This window comes from Pedobacter sp. SYP-B3415 (assembly GCF_004138205.1).
Classification (GTDB): Bacteria; Bacteroidota; Bacteroidia; order Sphingobacteriales; family Sphingobacteriaceae; genus Pedobacter.
Genome location: NZ_RXNQ01000037.1, coordinates 143,339 through 159,962 on the forward strand (window position 1 = coordinate 143,339; position 16,624 = coordinate 159,962).

Consider the following 16,624-nt stretch of genomic DNA (forward strand, 5'->3'; position numbering starts at 1 on the left):
GCGGGCGTTACAACACCGCGCGTCCCATATTCGGATCAGAAAAACTCTCCTTCCCGGTCTCTACCCGTCCTGCGTAATGCCTGAGCCAGGATGGGTTGCTGTCTGCGGATATATGAAAGTCGTACCAACCGAAGCTTTTGCTGAGTGAGAGTACTAACTGTCCGCTGCCCCTACCTGCAAGGTTAAGGGGGAACGTTTTCTTCAGATAAACCGAATCCCGAACCTGCAAGGCAACGGGCCTGTTTTCCTTGTTCCGAGCCTTAATGATCACGTTGCCCGTTAGCTTTCCTGTTCTTTTATCTTTTTCATATTCGCAGCTCAGATCAACCTGCGGATCACCGGCATTGCCCCTGAATTCGCGAAAAAATCCATTCGGTGCATTCACCCGCAGGTGATAGTCCTGCTCAAAACCCGACAGTGGCCATTCGTATTGCAGGCTGTCGCCGGCCCGGACTGCAAAAGACCAGTTCCGGAAGGCTTCCGTTGTGCCGTTTTCTTTAAAGGTGACCGGCGAGTAGACACTAAAGGGAGCACCTGCAGCACCTGAACCAAACACTTCGTTTCCGGCTTCAAAGGTCAGTACAATGGCATTCCCTTTATGCTCCGCATCGGCATATAACTGATAGGGCAATGCTGCCGACTTCCGCACACCTTTTTCCTGAACGGCAACAAGTGCTGATGAAAGCGGATCTGCACTGATCTTTTTGATGTCTTCTGCACTAAGCTGCCTGAAACCTGCGGGTTCTGTTTTAAACTTTGCGTCGTGAATGCGTTCCACGTAAGCATCCCGCTCAAGGAAAGCAACCTGGTCTTTTTTCGCGTCGAACGGAACAAATGCCGAAGTCAGATCTCCTGCAATCGTTCTGCGCCACTGACTGATGTTATCTATATGGATATTCTTGTTGAACTTTTTATTGACAAACGTTTCCAAGAACTGCAGCGTCGATGTATGGTCAAATAACTGCGAGCAGACACGTCCGCCGCGGCTCCATGGCGAGGCGATAAGCATGGGCACCCTGAAGCCGAGACCAATCGGTGCTTCACGCGCCTGTTTTTTGGGCACGCCCTGTTTGATCTCGTTTTCAAGACGTACATGTTCAATTTCTGTATCAATGCCTGCCGACACCTTTCCGCTACCGGGCTTGTTTGCATCAGGAATGGAATACGGCGGTACATGATCATAGTATCCGTCGTTTTCATCATAGGTAACGATGAAGATGGTTTTTTTCCATACTTCGGGGTTTTTAGTCAGGATGTCTAATATTTCAGATACCCACCATGCTCCGTACCAGGGTGCACTTGGATGATCGGAGACGTTCTGCGGGCCCGCCAGCCAGGACACTGTCGGGAGTTTACCCTCGTTAACATCCTTACGAAACTGGTAGAGGAGATCACCCTTAGGCACGGTTACTTCACGCTTTTCGCCGCCGCTCTGATAAGTAAGTTTACTGATACTGCGGTAGGCTGGATCAGCCTTATTGGTTACAAATGCCCGTTGAAAAAGTTGTTTCTCCCTGGCTGATAACTTTTCGTAATTTTCCTGTCCCCATTTTCCCAGCTCAGCCTGTGCATGATCGAGCACCTGCTGTTTCTTCCTGAGATCGGTTCGTATCTTACGCGCCGCCTCCTCACTTGAAGGACTGCGTGCTTCGAGGTTAGCGATTTCACCCGGCAGCGTCTCTACCTGTTTCTTTAAACTCTGGAGATATTTCGGCGCGAATTTGACGTTATATGCAGCAAAAAACTCGAGCAGATTACAACCAAAATTGGCCAGCCAGGAACGCTCTTCGCCTGCAAAGCCGCCGCCGCAGCTGATTTCATTCTGGTAAAAGCTCCATGAAATTTCATTTTCCTCAAGCAGCTCGGGAAAGGTTTGCCATTTCAGACCAGCATGACTATAGTTATCATTGCGGATATGTGCTTTTGGCAACCCTGCTTCAGGATGAGTGATTTTTCCGGTCCAGAAAAACGACCGGTTTGGCGTGGTGCTGGTCATTGCAGAACAAAAGTTTTGGTCGCAAACCGTAAAAGCATCCGCCATGGCGTAATTGAAAGGAAGATCTTCCCGCGTGTAATAACCAAGCGTTAAAGGCATCTCCGCATATTTTTTATTTGAAGGCACTTTGGCGGGGAGCCACTTGTCGTGTTTACCGCCGTTATAGGCGTCTACCTGGCTGGCCCGCGAATGGGGCAGGTCGCCCATCCACGTTGCTTTCGTATCCTTAATGTTTAAGCGAAAAGGCGCGAAGGTCTGACCCAGGGCACTGGTCTGAAGCCAGACGGGTTTGTGATCGGGCAGTGTTATTGCCCTGGGATCGTTAAAACCGCGCACACCCTGAAGGGTCCCGAAGCAGTGATCAAAAGATCGGTTTTCCTGCATGAGGATAACCACATGTTCTGCGTCCAGGTAGGTGCTGCCCGCCGCAGGATCAATGGCCAGCGCACGTTGTATCGAACCGGGTACCACGCTGCCAAGCCCTGCGGCACCTGAAAGTAAAACGGATTTTTTGATGAATGCTCTGCGGCTGTCCATGCTGTCTCAATTTGAAACAAGTTTAGACTTTTCCTGACAATCAGCACCCGACGGCTTTGTTATTATTTCGATCGCCAGCTATATTGTTACATTACCTTAATAATTTAGCAATTTCAGCTTTCGATTTATTTAATATTTGAAACAGGGCTTATCCTTTTTGAATTTTCAGAACCATACCGGGCTGAAGCGCACTTTTTTTCAGACCATTGGCTTTTTTGATCTCATAAACGGTAATGCCTTCAAATTTCTCGGCTATGCCGGACAATGTATCGCCGGTCTTGACTTTATAGGTTACGAACCGTGGGGCGGGTGTCTGCTGTTTCGAAACCTTCTTTGCAGCATAGATCTTTAGCGTCTGTGCCGGTACGATGGTGTTACCCGGCAGGTGATTCCAGGCTTTCAGATCCTGCACCTCTACGCCATATTGTTCTGCAATGATCCCCAGGTTTTGCCCGGACTTTACCTTATGAAGCTGCAGCTCGCCCTGTGGTTCAGATACCCTCGCTGCTCTGATAACCGGTTCATTACGAACAAGCCTGATCTGCGGCTTTAAGACAGATTCATCTGCGTTTATAGCATCGTAAACTTTTGCATAATTGTATTGCGCCAATTTAGGAAGAATGATACGTTTCGGATTGTCGGCTGAGCCATTAACCAGTTTCTTACGATATGAGGGGTTTAGGGCCCACAACGCATCCTCGTCAAAATCCATGGCCCTTGCCAGCGCAGTGAGTGATACCATTCGGTTGACAAGCATGGTATCCGTCTTGTATTGCATCGGGTTCTTATGCGCGCTGATCTGGTGTTTCGGCGCATAGTTCATTACATAGACGGCAGCAATAAAAGCCGGCACATAATTTCTTGTTTCGCGCGGCAGAAACGGCCTGATCTCCCAGAAATCGCGTGAGCCAGCACGACGGATGGCCCGGTCTACATTCCCTTTTCCGCAGTTATAAGCCGCAATTGCCAGCAGCCAGTCGCCCAGTTCCTCATAAGAATCTCTGAAATAGGCGGCTGCCGCATAACTTGCGCTGATCGGATCTTTCCGCTCGTCAATATAGGTATCAATGCCAAGGCCGTAAGCTTTGGCTGTAGCAAACATAAACTGCCAGAGACCTGTTGCACCTACGCGCGATACGGCATGCGGATTCATAGACGATTCAATGATGGGCAGGTATTTCAGCTCGTTAGGCATGTTCATGTCTTTAAGCGCACGCTCAAAGATCGGGAAGTAATACTCTGAAAGCCCCAGCATGCGTCCCATCATGTCTTTTCGCTGGCTGTAAATGTCGATATACTTCTGAACGTATTCGTTATACGTAAGCGGTATAAGTTTTTGAATGGAATCGAGCCGTAATTTGTAGATATAGTTCGATCCGAAGGCGAACGGGGTCTCGGCAACCTCAGGCACCGCAGTGGTATCGGCATTAGAAGGGAGGAAAACAGAGGGTGTAAGGCCGCTTACCGGTTTAATAGAGTCCTTTCTGAGAAACTGCTGCGCATAACTTGGAATCACACCTGAAAAGCCGGTCAGAAAGAGGGCTGAGAAGAAACTTAAAAGTAATTTTTTTTGCATGAGCAGGTTGTTTTGATGCAGCTGATGCCACGATGTCAAAAAATCAGTTACTGTTTTGTAATCTCTAAAAAATGCCGGGAGAAAGACAAAAGGCCTCCCTCGTCAAAATGTTTGGCTATAAACTGAACACTTAACGGCAAATTATCCGAATTATTGCCGAGCGGTAGTGCGATTGCAGGCGTGCCTGCCAGTGAGGCGAGTACGGTGAAAATATCTTCCATGTACATGACCAGCGGATCTTTGATGTTTTCCCCGATCCTGAACGCCGGTGTAGGCGTTACGGGGCATAAAATGAAATCATATGCTGAAAGCACCAGGTCAATTTTTTCCCTGATCAGCCGTCGAACCTGCTGGGCTTTCTGATAGTAAGCATCATAATAGCCGGCACTCAGCACAAAGGTTCCGAGCATGATGCGTTTTTTAACCTCTTCCCCGAAGCCTTCTGCCCTTGAGCGTTTGTACAGTTCATTCAGGCTGGTCGCTTCGGTATTGCGGTAACCATAATGTACACCATCATACCTGGAGAGGTTAGAAGAGCTTTCAGCTGTGGTAAGGATATAATACGTTGGAACAAGATAATCAAGAAGATCAAACGAAACATAGTCGATCGTATGGCCTGCATTTTTCAATAATTCGATCGAATTGCTGATGGCCTGACGTATCTCGGGATCGAGCGCCTCGCTCTCAATAGTTTCTTTCAGGACGGCAATTCGCCGTTTTGTTTCCGGTTCCCGGATCTGCCGGTAAGGACCAGCGGGTAACGCGGACACGGTGCTATCGTACGCATCGGCGCCGGCGAGTACCTCGAGCAGCAGCGCTGCATCATCAACTGACGAGGTGATCGTGCCAACCTGGTCGAAAGACGATGCGTATGCAATAACGCCATACCGCGAAATACGTCCATATGTTGGTTTAAGCCCGATATTGCCGCAGAATGCTGCCGGTTGTCTCACTGAGCCGCCCGTGTCTGTGCCGAGTGCAGCAAGACATAAACCGGCCTGAACAGCTACCGCCGAACCGCCTGAAGATCCGCCCGCTACCCGGTCTTCGTCGGCAGCGTTTCTTACCGGCCCGAAGAAGGAGGTTTCGTTCGAGCCCCCCATAGCAAATTCATCGCAGTTCAGGCGCCCGATAATCACAGCATCTTCAGCAAGCAGCCGTTCAACAACGGTTGCCGAGTACGGCGACACAAAGTTTTCAAGCATCCGTGAAGAAGCCGTAACCTTATGGTTTTTATAACAGATATTGTCTTTGATACCAATCACCATGCCTGCCAGTTTCCCGGCTCGGCCTGCAGACATTTTGGCCTGAACGGCCGATGCCTGTTCGCGGGCAGACAAAAAAAACACCTCATTGAAAGCATTGAGGTGTTCATATTCCTTGATGCGGAGAAAATAATGCTCAAGCAGATCAGGCAGGGTGGTTGCGCCTTGCGCAATAAGTCCCTGAATCTCCGACAGAGAAGTATATTTTTCCAATCCGATAATTCTGGTCAGTAAACTCTAGACAGTGGTCTTGCTTTCCTTGCCTTGTTCAGCAGGTTCTTTCTCAAGTCCGTCTTTGCCGTCTTTAAATTCTTTTACGCCTTTACCCAGACCTTTCATCAGTTCAGGGATTTTTTTGCCGCCAAACAGCAACAAAAGTACAAGGGCGATTACGATCAGCTCTCCTCCACCCATTCCGAAAACGCCAGCTGCCAATGTTGAATGTAACATACTATTTTGATTTAAATTCTTTATTCGATTAGATTTTATCTTCCTGCGGCTCTTTCTTTCCAACAGGTTCGGTTCCTGCAACAGGATTGTGGTTTGCCGGATCCGCCGCATAGTCTGAAGCCGGGTGCTCCTCGCCCTCTTCAGGGTGAAGCCGGCGGCTGTGTGCAGCGGGTTCGGTCTTATCTTCGTCGTCAATATCCATTGCGTTGATATTGCGGTGAATCTCACGTTTAACTCCTTCAGAAGCGTCTTTGAAGTCACGAATACCTTTTCCAAGTCCTCTTGCCAATTCCGGCAATTTTTTACCGCCAAATAACAAAAGTACCACGACCAGGATGAGGGTAATCTCGCCCCCGCCCATATTTAAAAATTCTGCTATTGTTCCTGGATACATCACAAGTCTATCTTTATACAAATATAAGCATTTTTTAACGGGCTGCTTACCTGGCCAGCCAGGCTTCCGGATTTAGCGGTACGGTTACACGCCTGATCTGGAACTGAAGTTCGCCTGAACCATCCGAGCTGCCTACCGTCCCGATGGTTTGTTTTGTTTCCACTTTATCTCCCCGCGAAACGCTTACCGATGCAAGGTTACTGTAAATGGTAAAGTATTCACCGTGTTTGATCAGTACAAAATAACGGCCCATGTTATTGACCACATTCGATACCTGGCCCTGGAACACCGCCCGCACTGCGGCTCCTTCGCCGGTTGTAAAGGTTACCCCATCATTATCAATACTTGCCTTGTCAACCATATGCCGGCCAAAACGTTCCGTGATCGTTCCGACGGCAACCGGCGAAGGAAGACTTCCGCGGTTGTTCTCAAAGTTTGCTGATAGCCGGGCTGCTTCAGGCGTAGCCTTGAGATAATCGCTGGTCGATTTTGTTTTTGACGACGCAACGGGTGCAGGTTTGTTTGCCGCTTTAGCTGCCGCTGCCTCGCGGCGCTCACGTTCCTCAGCTTCACGCTTTGCCTTTTCAATCTCGCGGGCAATTGCCGCACGCAACGAGCGGTCTATAGCCGCCTGCTTTTTTTTCTGCTGGGCAATATCCTGACGGAAGCGCCTTTCCTGCTTGCTGTAATCATTCAGTACCGTACTCTGCTCGCTCTTGTTTTTGCCAAGTTTCTCACGCTCACGTTCCTGGTCCTGAAGCAGTGTGCTTTTTTCTCTCCTGGTACGGTCAAGCTCAGCGATCTTCCCGTTCAGCTGTTTTTGCGTACCCTGAATATAATCGGCCTGCTTTTTACGGTATTGACCAAACTGCTGCAGATATTTGATACGCTTATAGGCTTGATTAAAGTCTGCAGCGGCAAAGACAAACATCATCTTATCATATGCATTCCGGTTGCGCTGCGCAAAGCGGATCATAGCGGCATAGTCCTTTTTCAGCTCTCCGAGCTGACCCTGCAGGTTATGTACGGTATTTGTGTTCTCGGAGATTTGATTATCAAGATTTTTAATCTCAGAATTGATCACTCCGATCTTTTCCTGCCGCAGCCGGATCTGCGCATTCAGTGCATTGATCTGCTGACGGGTAGCCTGTTTGTTTCTGGCGGCTTTATCCAGGTTTTTTTGTAAAAGCTGTATTTCACGCTGAATGGCTTCTTTCTGCCTTTTCAATTCAGCACTGCTTTGCCCGTACGCGAGGCCTGCTGTTGCTGTAAAGAACAGAATTAAAAGAATTGTGTGTAGCTTCATTAAGCCAAAAGTATAAAAATTAGTTGATTACCTCATACCTTTTGGGTACCGTAAAGGGAAAATCAAGGGGAATGTTACCTTCAATTTTTGTAAAGGTAAGATCGATGGCAACCCGTTTTGCACCGGCCATCGAGTTGATATTTACCTGGCCCGGAAAGAGTCCGCCGGCAAGCTCCTGGTGCGCTGCATAGGTCACCTTCAGCGCGCGGCCGGCCGAAGCATCGTTCAGGTTTGTTTCTGTGAGTTTGAACAGCTCATTGAAGAACATCTTGTAATCGAGCGCCTGATTTTTTCCGCTCAGAACAGTTTTTCCATCCTGCGATGTAACCGAAGGCTGGCTTTGCAGCAGTTGTCCGATGGCATTTCCCGTAAGCACATCCTGAAGCGTTTGAAAGTCTACCTGTTTTGTGGCAAATCCCTGTACAAAGCTGAATGGTTTTTTAAGATAAGTGCTTTGCAGGCGGTTTATAACCTGGATACTGTCTGGCGTGATCAGCGCACGCGCAACTTCGAAACCAACCGCGGTTACGCTGGCCCAGATGCGCTTATTGTTCTCGACACGAATCTGGATCCCTGCATTGTTCGCGTTACCGCCGATATCTATAGCCGCTTTTCCCCTTAGCGAGAGCGTATTGAAGTTAACCTGTGTTTTGCTGATCTTGTCTACAACCGTATGGCTTGTTTTAGCCGGCACTTCGGTCGCCGGGGTCGGCGTTACCGCCGCTTTTCTTGTTTTACATCCTGCGCCAAGCAGTACCAGCACAAGGCTAAGGCCTGCCAATATATTTTTTTTCATCTATCTTCCGTTTTAACAAACTGGTGTCATTACCTGCAGACCGTGCTTTTTCCCATTGTATCAGCGCATCGGCCCTGTCTCCGAGCATAAACAGGATATCTCCAAACTGTTCGAGGTAAACAGGGGTGTTAGGGGTATTGTTTTTTAACGCCAGTTCGATTTGTCTGCGTGCTTCTTTATAGTTTTTTTCTGAAAAGAGCAGACCGGCACTGAGTGCAAGGCAGTCTGCAGTAAGTTCGGGGTTGCCCTGGGCCATACGCTCTGCAGTTTCAAGCAGTTTACGGGCTTCGGCGGCGTTGCCCGCACCGGCCTGCGCACGCGCCAGGAGCAGGTACATGCTGCCCTGGTTTGGGTAAAGCAGCAATGCATTGTCTGCAGTTTTTATGGCTTCGGCATACTTCTCCTGCCTCAGTTGTACCTGAGCCAGCTGTTCCCAGGCAGCGTACATGTTTTCAGATAGTTGAAGTGCTGCCTTGTAATGCACTTCGGCTTCGGCGTACCGGTCGGTGCGCGCTAAGATATCGGCATACAGCATTTGTAACCTGGGCTCCTGAAAATGGAGGTCTGCTGCCACGCCTGCCCAGCGGGCCACCTGAATCTTCCTTTCGGTACTGTTTGCAGAGCCGATCATGACGGCAAGCGTTTTCAGCTTGGCATCGACCGGCATTTGCTCATGCCCGAAAGCTCTTGCGAGAGCAGCTTCGGATGCCTTCTCGTCCTTTTCCAGGCGGTAGGCATCGGCCATGGCCAGGTCAATCTCGTAATTGCCGGGATCAAGTGTCCGGGCCTGCTGCAAAAGCTTGAGGGCGGCACCCGACTTACCTTTTTGCATAAGCATACCACTCAGGTAAAGGTAGTTGTTGGCATCGCCGCCTGATTTCGTCATCAGCTCTTTCAGTTCACTGTCACTTGGTGCCGGCCGGTCGTGCATGCTGATCCGTTGCCTGGCCTGCTGAAGAGATTCCGAATTCCCAAATCGGGCCTCGAGCTGGTCATAGGCTTTCAGCGCGTCGCTGCTTTTTCCGCCGAGAAAAAGAGCGTTGGCATGATCAAAGTAGTACCCGTCTTTCTCTGGCTGAAGTGCAATCAATTTCTCAAATACGGGTGCAAGCGCAGCCATATCGCCCTTGCGTTTGTAAATTTCAGCAAGCAAAATCCAGTACCATTCATTTGCAGGCTGGAGTTCGCAGGCCTTGCGCACCGCAGTCTCCGCCTCTTCAAGTTTATTTTGCTTAAACGCAATACCGGCAAGTTCATACCAGGCCGCGTGATGGTTTGGAGCGGCAACAGTGATTCGTGTAAAATCTTTCGCGGCTTCAGGAAGGTTCTCAATCATTTTTTTTCTCAGACCTGCAAAATAAACCTGCTTCAGGCTGTTGCTGTCTGTCAGGGTAACCGGCATCTGCGCTTGCGCACCCGCAGCCAGACATGAAAGAAAAATGATAAGGCGGCGTATGTTATTTTCCGGTATGTCCGTATCCCCCTGCCCCGCGGGCTGTCTCTTCAAGCTCGGCTACGGGTTCCCACTGAATAGTTTCGTGCCGTGCAACAACCATCTGAGCGATCCGTTCGCCATTATTGATCGTGAAATCGGTATCAGAAAGATTTACAAGCAGTACCTTGATCTCGCCGCGGTAGTCGGCATCGATAGTACCAGGCGCATTTACGATACTGATACCATGTTTATACGCCAATCCGCTGCGGGGCCTGATCTGTGCTTCGTAACCTACCGGCAGTTCGATGTGCAGCCCTGTAGGAACAAGTACCCGCTGTAACGGACCAATTGTGATCGGCGTTTCGATATTGGCGCGAAGGTCGAGGCCGGCGGCATGGGCAGTTTCATATTTCGGCAGCTCGTGCGCCGAATGATTGATGACTTTGATTTTCATAACGATTATTGTTTCGTACGCAGCATTGATCTCAATTTTGCGCCCTCAAAAAACCAGACCACCGCAGCGAATACCACGAGCAGCAGGTTACCGATGTAAATGTTTCTGTTAAAAATATAAAAAGATGCGTAAACCATCACAACAGATAACAAAAGATAGCCCAGCATACGCAGTAGCGGATACGGAATAGGGTAATGTTTCTGTCCCAGCAGGTAAGACAACACCATCATGCTCAGGTAAGCAAGCAGCGATACCCATGCAGCACCGACATAACTGAACCGCGGTATAAGGATGATGTTGAGAATGATGGTCAGCACAGCTCCAAAACCGGAGATGTAAAGACCAAAGCGCGTCTGATCTGACAACCGGTACCAGATTGAAAGGTTCATATAAATGCCCAGGCAGACATAACCAAACAGCAGTACCGGCACAACTTTAAGTCCGGACCAGTATAGCGCCTGTTGTGCGGCGTCCTTGCCCCGTATAAAATATTTCAGGATTTCGATATTTGCTACCAGTGCAACGAAGATAAAAGCCACGACCACCACAAAGTACTGCAGAATGGTTGCATAGGTTTCGCGCGCATTTTTTTCTTTCGCGTGACTAAAAAAGAAAGGTTCGGCGCCAAGGCGAAAGGCCTGGATAAAAATACTCAGAAAGACTGCAATCTTGGCACTCGCACCGTAAATCCCGGTATCCTGAAAACCCCTCCCATTGCCCGGGACCAGTTCCTTGAGCACGATTTTATCCAGGTTTTCATTAATAACGAACGATATATTGGCAACCAGGATCGGCCAGCTGTATGACAACATATCAGCAAAAAGCCGCGGCTCGAAACGCAGCTGGATCCTCCTGAACTCAGGTAACAGCATGATCATGGTAAGCAGGCTGGCTGCCAGGTTGGCTATAAATACATAACCGATCCACTGTGAACGGTACCAGGACGAAAGCCAGTCTGACAAGGGCCAGTCATTGCGGATCACAGCCGGAATCAGGAATAAAAAAACCAGGTTCAGGCCAATAAAGCTCCCGATGTTCAGAAATTTAATAGTTCCGTACTTAAGCGGCCGTCCGTCGGCGCGGAGTTTGGCAAATGGAATGACGCAGATCGCATCAACCAGCAAAATCCAGAGGAAATATCGGATATAGTGCCGGTAGTTCCCGGTGGCAGCAACGCCGCCGTCGGCGAGCGATGCAGCGATGTCTGATGAAAAGATCATCCCGGTGGCAAAAAACAGCAACGCCAGGAAACTGACTGTCCAGAAAGCATTATTGTACACTTCCTGTTTGCGGTCTTCATATTTGTTCAGGTACCGGAAAAATGTTGTCTCCATACCAAAAGACAATACGGCATTGATCAGTGCTGCCCAGCTGTACATGTTGGTAAAAATGCCGTATATGCTGGTCGGGTACACGCTGGTATAAACAGGCGTCAGGAAGAAGTTGAGAACCCGTGAAAAAACCGTGCTGACGCCATAGATGATCGTTTGTCCGGCAAATTTTTTATATACAGACATGTTCAGGCGCGAAGTTTTACCATAAAAGATTCTTTTTCACTACTTCAAAATTTCTGAAGTTACGCAGCGCGCCGTCTGTAATTTCAACATCGGTTACCTCCGATCTTTCCGGTCCTTCGCGGCACCAGTCCGTAAATGCATCAAGCATCAGGTCATCGCCCTCTGCCTCGATGTATACCGAGCCGTCTTTTTCATTTTTAACAAAGCCCTTGATACCCATCTGATCTGCAACCGCTTTTGTCGATGCCCTGAAAAATACGCCCTGTACCTTTCCGCGTACTACGATGTTAAGATGTTTCATGAAATGCAAAGTTAGGGATTTCTGTCGGACCATGGACTATTGGCTAAGGACACAAAGCCGGCGCCTGGCCTCCAGAAAGCCTGACCAGATATCCCGGACAATCTGCGCAGCAGGCTTGATTTCATGCAGGGAGGCCGCAACCTGCCCGATCTCGAGTTCGCCTTCTTCAATATCGCCCTCAAACATACCGCGTTTTGCCCGGGCTTTTCCCAGTAATTCAACCAGTTCTTCGCGGCCGGCGCCGCGGGCTTCCGCATCGTTGACGGCAGCGGCAAAGTCATTCTGCAGGAGCCGCACGGGGACCAGCTTTTTCATGCTCAGGCGTGTGTCACCTTCGGCTGCTTCCACGATCTTTTGCTTGAAGGCCTCATGGGCAGAAGATTCGGCCGCCACGGCAAAAGCCGAGCCCACCTGAACGCCGCCTGCGCCCAAAGCAAGGGCAGCAAGCATGGCTTTGCCCGAAGCAATCCCGCCCGCTGCAATTACCGGTATGTTTACCGCTGCGCTGACTATGGGGATCAGGCACATCGTTGTGGTTTCCTCCCGGCCGTTATGTCCACCCGCCTCGAATCCTTCGGCTACAACCGCATCCACACCGGCATGCTCAGCCTTAACAGCAAATTTGCTGTTTGACACGACATGAACAACCGTTAGGCCCTGCTCTTTCAACACCCCCGTCCAGGTAGCCGGATTTCCTGCTGATGTAAACACAATCCTGACGCCTTCATCCACAATGACTTTCATAAGCCCGGCTATATCGGGGTATAACAAGGGGACATTTACACCAAAGGGTTGATTTGTCGCCTCCCGGCACTTGCGGATATGCGTACGAAGCACCTCAGGGTACATCGATCCGGCCCCGATCAAACCCAATCCGCCGGCTTCAGAAACAGCGGCTGCAAGCTTCCAGCCGCTGCACCAGACCATGCCTGCCTGGACAATGGGATACCTGATGCCAAAGAGTTTTGTAATTGCATTCATATCTTGAAGATGTATTAAGACCGGAACAAAAGTCGCCAACCGCCGACGGCCATGGTCAGGCAGCAATCAGACAAGCCTGCGTACGCTGCTGTCGCCAATATGCCCCCGGGCATCTATGCGAACCAGATTGAGTCCAGGTTTTTTTCCCGGCGTTATGCTGCCAAACTGCTCATCTATTCCAAGAAACTCAGCCCCGTTCAGGGTAGCCCAGCGCAGCAGCGTTTCGAACGGGATGCCCAGCTCATTCTGCAGTATTTTCATCTCTGCAAATATGTTCAGCGTCGTGTTGCTTGCCAGGCTGTCCGTTCCCAGGGTAATCAGGGCACCTGAATCTGCAAGCATCCGCACATCGGGCAGCCTGTCTTCAATATACCGGTTTGCGCCCGGACAGAGACACCAGTAAATATTCCGGTAAGCAGATGTGGCGGTTAGATAATCTGATGCTGACGTAAAAGTGTTATGGACCAGTAACTTTCGCTGATCTTTTGGGAGGCGTGCAATATATGCCGGCAGCGAGTTTGTGCCCGGCGGTTTAAAAAATCCAATATCAAGACCGAGCTTTTCATAAAGTCCCGGAAAGCCACCCTCGCCGTTTATAAAAAACCGGTTTTCGTCTGCCGTTTCCTGGTTATGAATACTCAGCAGGGTGTTCCTTTCGGCGGCATGGCTGCTGATAAGACTAAAAAGTTCTGCAGAAACCGAATAGGGCGCATGCGGAACGATAGAAACCGGCAGCGGTGCAAACTCCTGTTCCAGTTGCAGCGAACGCTGGAAAATTTCTGCCGCACGCAGCGGGTTAAAGCCCAGTGCTTCGACAAATGTATGGTAGTAGATCTTACTTGTGGCTTTTACTCCTTTAGACGCGATCGTATTGGAAATATCGCCAACGGCCACAATACCATGCTCAAACATTTCGCGGTCTGCCGCAGACATGGCTTCGGCAAGCGTATCGGCCCCGGCTTCGCGCTGCGACATGACAAGCTGTACAAATGCGGGCAGTCCCGTATGGGTGGGAAACTTCCCACGCAGGTGGGAAAGTTCAAGATGGCAATGCGTATTGATCAGCCCGGGGATAAGCGCCCCCTGGTGGTGCTCAACAGGGCCCTTCGAGAAATCAAACTCGGCCCGGCTCCAGACCCCGGCAACCGTACCGTCTGCCGATACGCCCACCACCCCGCCGCTCAGCGGGGCAGACGAGACCGGAAAAACCTGGTCGGCCGATATGTACCGCGTCATGTTACTCAGGCTGTTTGCGACGCATTAAACCGGTAACCTACACCACGCACGGTCTGGAGCAGCTGCGGATTATCGGGATTAAGTTCAATCTTTTTGCGAAGACGTACAATGTGCATATCGAGCGTGCGTGTGTTCACATCAGAATTGTAGCCCCAGACAACCATCATCAGTTCATCGCGGTTAATGACCTTGCCTGGATGGCGCAGAAAATACAGGAGAATACGATTTTCAAGAATGGTGAGCTCGATCTTTTTCCCGTTTCTGAAAAGCGTATGAATGTTCGGGTGGTGCTCCATTGAGCCAAAGCGGTGAATTTCCGAACTGTCTTTATTCACGATAAATTTCACTTTGCTGTCAAGCATAGCAACCAATACATCCATATTAAATGGTTTGGTCACATAATCTGATGCACCAAAATTATAAGCATCGATTTTGTCAACATCCTGCGCTTTGGCAGTCATCATGATAACCAGGTTCTCAAAACCCTGTTTTCTGACGTTCTCACAAATTTCAGATCCCTGCTTGCCCGGCAGCATCCAGTCGAGCAACACAATATCCGGCTGCGCCGTCATGATCAGCTGCTCGGCAAGCTCACCGTCTGCTGCCTCAAGCACTTCATATCCTTCAGTCTGAAGACGGTGTACCACCAGGAACCTCAGGTTTTCGTCATCTTCAACGATCAGTATTTTTACTCCTTTTGACATACCTTATGTATTTATATACGGAAGCACAATGATGAACTCCGTCCCTCTGTTTACTTTACTTTTTACCCGGATCTCGCCACCCATAAAATTAACCAGTTCTTTGCAGAAAGCCAAACCCAGACCCACACTGCCCTGCTGGTTGTACTGGTTCTGAATGCGGAAAAATTTCTTAAAAACATGTTCAAGATCCTGTGCTGCAATTCCTATACCCTTATCAGCGAAACGTAACACAATACGCCCCCTGACAAGCCTGGCACTGATATGAAGTTTTTTGTTACCCGGATTTGAATATTTATAAGCGTTCTCTGCCAGGTTATCAAACAAACTGCCCAGCAATACCGGGTCTGTAATAAACTTATCAAAACCGCTTACCTCATAACTCATTTCAAAATCGCTGTGCTTGAGCGTGTGTGATTCGATGGTACTTTCGATAAACTCGCGCATGGAAACCTCTTCCTGATTGAGCGAGATCGACTTGTTCTCGATCTGCGTAAAAGCCAACAGCTTATTCATCAGGCCGTTAAGTTTATCAGCCTCCTCATCAAGGATTTTCCCGTAATGTTTCTGTTCTCTTTCTGTAAGGCTCGAGGCACTGCGAATGTTATTGCCCGCAATTTTTATGACACTGACAGGCGTCTTGAACTCATGAGAGAAGTTGGTTATGAAATCATACTGGAGCTTAAACATCTTGCTGTTGATATTTAAATTCCGGTAAATAAGCATCGCAACAAGCATCAGAACCGCATAAACAAGCAGCAGAATCAGCGCTATCGGCAGGAAGTATGAAAAAACTTCTTTTTTAATAAAGGATCGTGATGACTGGAAATAAAGTTTGTAATCTGAAAAAGGTCCCGGCAGCGCTATTTCGGTGATCAGGTAATTGTCTGAGGCATCGATAGGATCGTAGGTAAGCGGTTCTATCCTGATGCGCTGGTACAACAGCGGGCGTGAGTTGACAATCCGGATCTTGTAAGGATCAAGCTGGAAGGTAAGCATATCCTGCTGATATACCGGCAGCGAAGCGAGTTTCCGCTTCATCATTTCCTTATAAACTTTCAGATCTTCGCGCCGCGGGATGTTCAGATAGGTAATGCGGTTGGTACGGATAGCAGAAAAATTTGCAAAAAGCTCATCCTGCGATGGCGCTTTCGCTGTGTCAAGGCTTTCCACAAAGGAAACAAGCTTAAAACCGATGGCATTGAAGTCGTCGCCAACGCTGAAAGAACGCGTATTATCGTATGAAAAGAGCTTGATTGAATCTTGCGGAACAAGGCTGCCGAACTGATAGATGGCCTTGGGGCCGAAAGAAAAATGGCTGGCATTGATGCCGTCGCGCACGGGCTCGTTTTTCACCTCAGAATCATAAAACACCACCTTTGATACGAACGGATATTTAAGCAATACCGTATCCGTAAATTTTGAAGCGGTTGCCGAATCAAGGAAACCGTTGTAATAAGAAACTTCAGGAATTTTGTTCTGAAAAAAATCGTTGTACGGACCGATAGTTTTCTCAAGCACATTCACCTTTGCAGAACCGAATTCATTCTCTATATACTTGTTGCTGAAATTGAATGCTAGAAACAGGGAAAGAATAAACAGCACCGAGATCAGCACGATAAAGGTGATGATCAGCAAAAAGTTTTTCCGGTATCCGCTCGTCTTATCCGCAATCATTT

Annotated in this window: 15 protein-coding genes; all 15 read right to left on the bottom strand. The window is 49.1% G+C overall.

Annotated features, from left to right (window positions below):
* Positions 1–7: 7 nt before the first annotated feature.
* Complete coding sequence (locus tag EJV45_RS18975) at positions 8–2,533, bottom strand: phosphocholine-specific phospholipase C (protein ID WP_129718259.1); 2,526 nt, start codon at positions 2,531–2,533, stop codon at positions 8–10.
* Positions 2,534–2,681: 148 nt separating this feature from the next.
* Positions 2,682–4,109, bottom strand: a complete 1,428-nt coding sequence (locus EJV45_RS18980; protein ID WP_129718261.1) for a lytic transglycosylase domain-containing protein — start codon at positions 4,107–4,109, stop codon at positions 2,682–2,684.
* Positions 4,110–4,156: 47 nt separating this feature from the next.
* The gene (gene gatA, locus EJV45_RS18985; protein WP_129718264.1) at positions 4,157–5,587 is read right to left on the bottom strand and encodes an Asp-tRNA(Asn)/Glu-tRNA(Gln) amidotransferase subunit GatA; all 1,431 of its coding nucleotides are present in this window, start codon (positions 5,585–5,587) and stop codon (positions 4,157–4,159) included.
* Positions 5,588–5,611: 24 nt separating this feature from the next.
* Positions 5,612–5,824, bottom strand: coding sequence for a twin-arginine translocase TatA/TatE family subunit (locus EJV45_RS18990; RefSeq protein WP_129718266.1), 213 nt, complete (start codon positions 5,822–5,824; stop codon positions 5,612–5,614).
* A 28-nt stretch (positions 5,825–5,852) separates the two neighbouring features.
* Positions 5,853–6,239: a twin-arginine translocase TatA/TatE family subunit gene (locus EJV45_RS18995; protein WP_240755352.1), complete on the bottom strand. Its 387-nt coding sequence runs from the start codon at positions 6,237–6,239 to the stop codon at positions 5,853–5,855.
* Between the two features lie 25 nt (positions 6,240–6,264).
* Positions 6,265–7,524 (bottom strand): murein hydrolase activator EnvC, encoded by a 1,260-nt coding sequence (locus EJV45_RS19000; RefSeq protein ID WP_129718267.1) that lies wholly within the window; start codon positions 7,522–7,524, stop codon positions 6,265–6,267.
* Positions 7,525–7,543: 19 nt separating this feature from the next.
* The gene (locus EJV45_RS19005) at positions 7,544–8,320 is read right to left on the bottom strand and encodes a DUF4292 domain-containing protein (protein ID WP_129718268.1); all 777 of its coding nucleotides are present in this window, start codon (positions 8,318–8,320) and stop codon (positions 7,544–7,546) included.
* Complete coding sequence (locus EJV45_RS19010; protein WP_165305109.1) at positions 8,292–9,827, bottom strand: tetratricopeptide repeat protein; 1,536 nt, start codon at positions 9,825–9,827, stop codon at positions 8,292–8,294. The genes EJV45_RS19005 and EJV45_RS19010 overlap by 29 nt, the downstream gene beginning before the upstream one ends.
* The gene (dut, locus tag EJV45_RS19015) at positions 9,778–10,209 is read right to left on the bottom strand and encodes a dUTP diphosphatase (protein ID WP_129718270.1); all 432 of its coding nucleotides are present in this window, start codon (positions 10,207–10,209) and stop codon (positions 9,778–9,780) included. Before dut ends, EJV45_RS19010 begins: the two co-directional genes overlap by 50 nt.
* A gap of 5 nt (positions 10,210–10,214) precedes the next feature.
* Positions 10,215–11,726, bottom strand: coding sequence for a lipopolysaccharide biosynthesis protein (locus tag EJV45_RS19020; RefSeq protein WP_205942433.1), 1,512 nt, complete (start codon positions 11,724–11,726; stop codon positions 10,215–10,217).
* A gap of 16 nt (positions 11,727–11,742) precedes the next feature.
* A complete protein-coding gene (locus EJV45_RS19025) occupies positions 11,743–12,027 on the bottom strand; it encodes an acylphosphatase (RefSeq protein WP_129718271.1) in 285 nt (94 codons plus the stop codon).
* A gap of 36 nt (positions 12,028–12,063) precedes the next feature.
* Entirely contained in the window at positions 12,064–13,008 is a 945-nt protein-coding gene (locus EJV45_RS19030) for a nitronate monooxygenase family protein (RefSeq protein ID WP_129718272.1), read from the bottom strand.
* A gap of 66 nt (positions 13,009–13,074) precedes the next feature.
* Positions 13,075–14,244: an amidohydrolase family protein gene (locus tag EJV45_RS19035; protein ID WP_129718273.1), complete on the bottom strand. Its 1,170-nt coding sequence runs from the start codon at positions 14,242–14,244 to the stop codon at positions 13,075–13,077.
* 5 nt (positions 14,245–14,249) lie between these two features.
* Positions 14,250–14,948 carry a response regulator transcription factor gene (locus EJV45_RS19040; protein ID WP_129718274.1) on the bottom strand — a complete coding sequence of 233 codons (699 nt, stop codon included), beginning with the start codon at positions 14,946–14,948 and terminating at the stop codon, positions 14,250–14,252.
* 3 nt (positions 14,949–14,951) lie between these two features.
* Positions 14,952–16,622 carry a sensor histidine kinase KdpD gene (locus tag EJV45_RS19045; protein ID WP_129718275.1) on the bottom strand — a complete coding sequence of 557 codons (1,671 nt, stop codon included), beginning with the start codon at positions 16,620–16,622 and terminating at the stop codon, positions 14,952–14,954.
* Between the last annotated feature and the right edge of the window lie 2 nt (positions 16,623–16,624).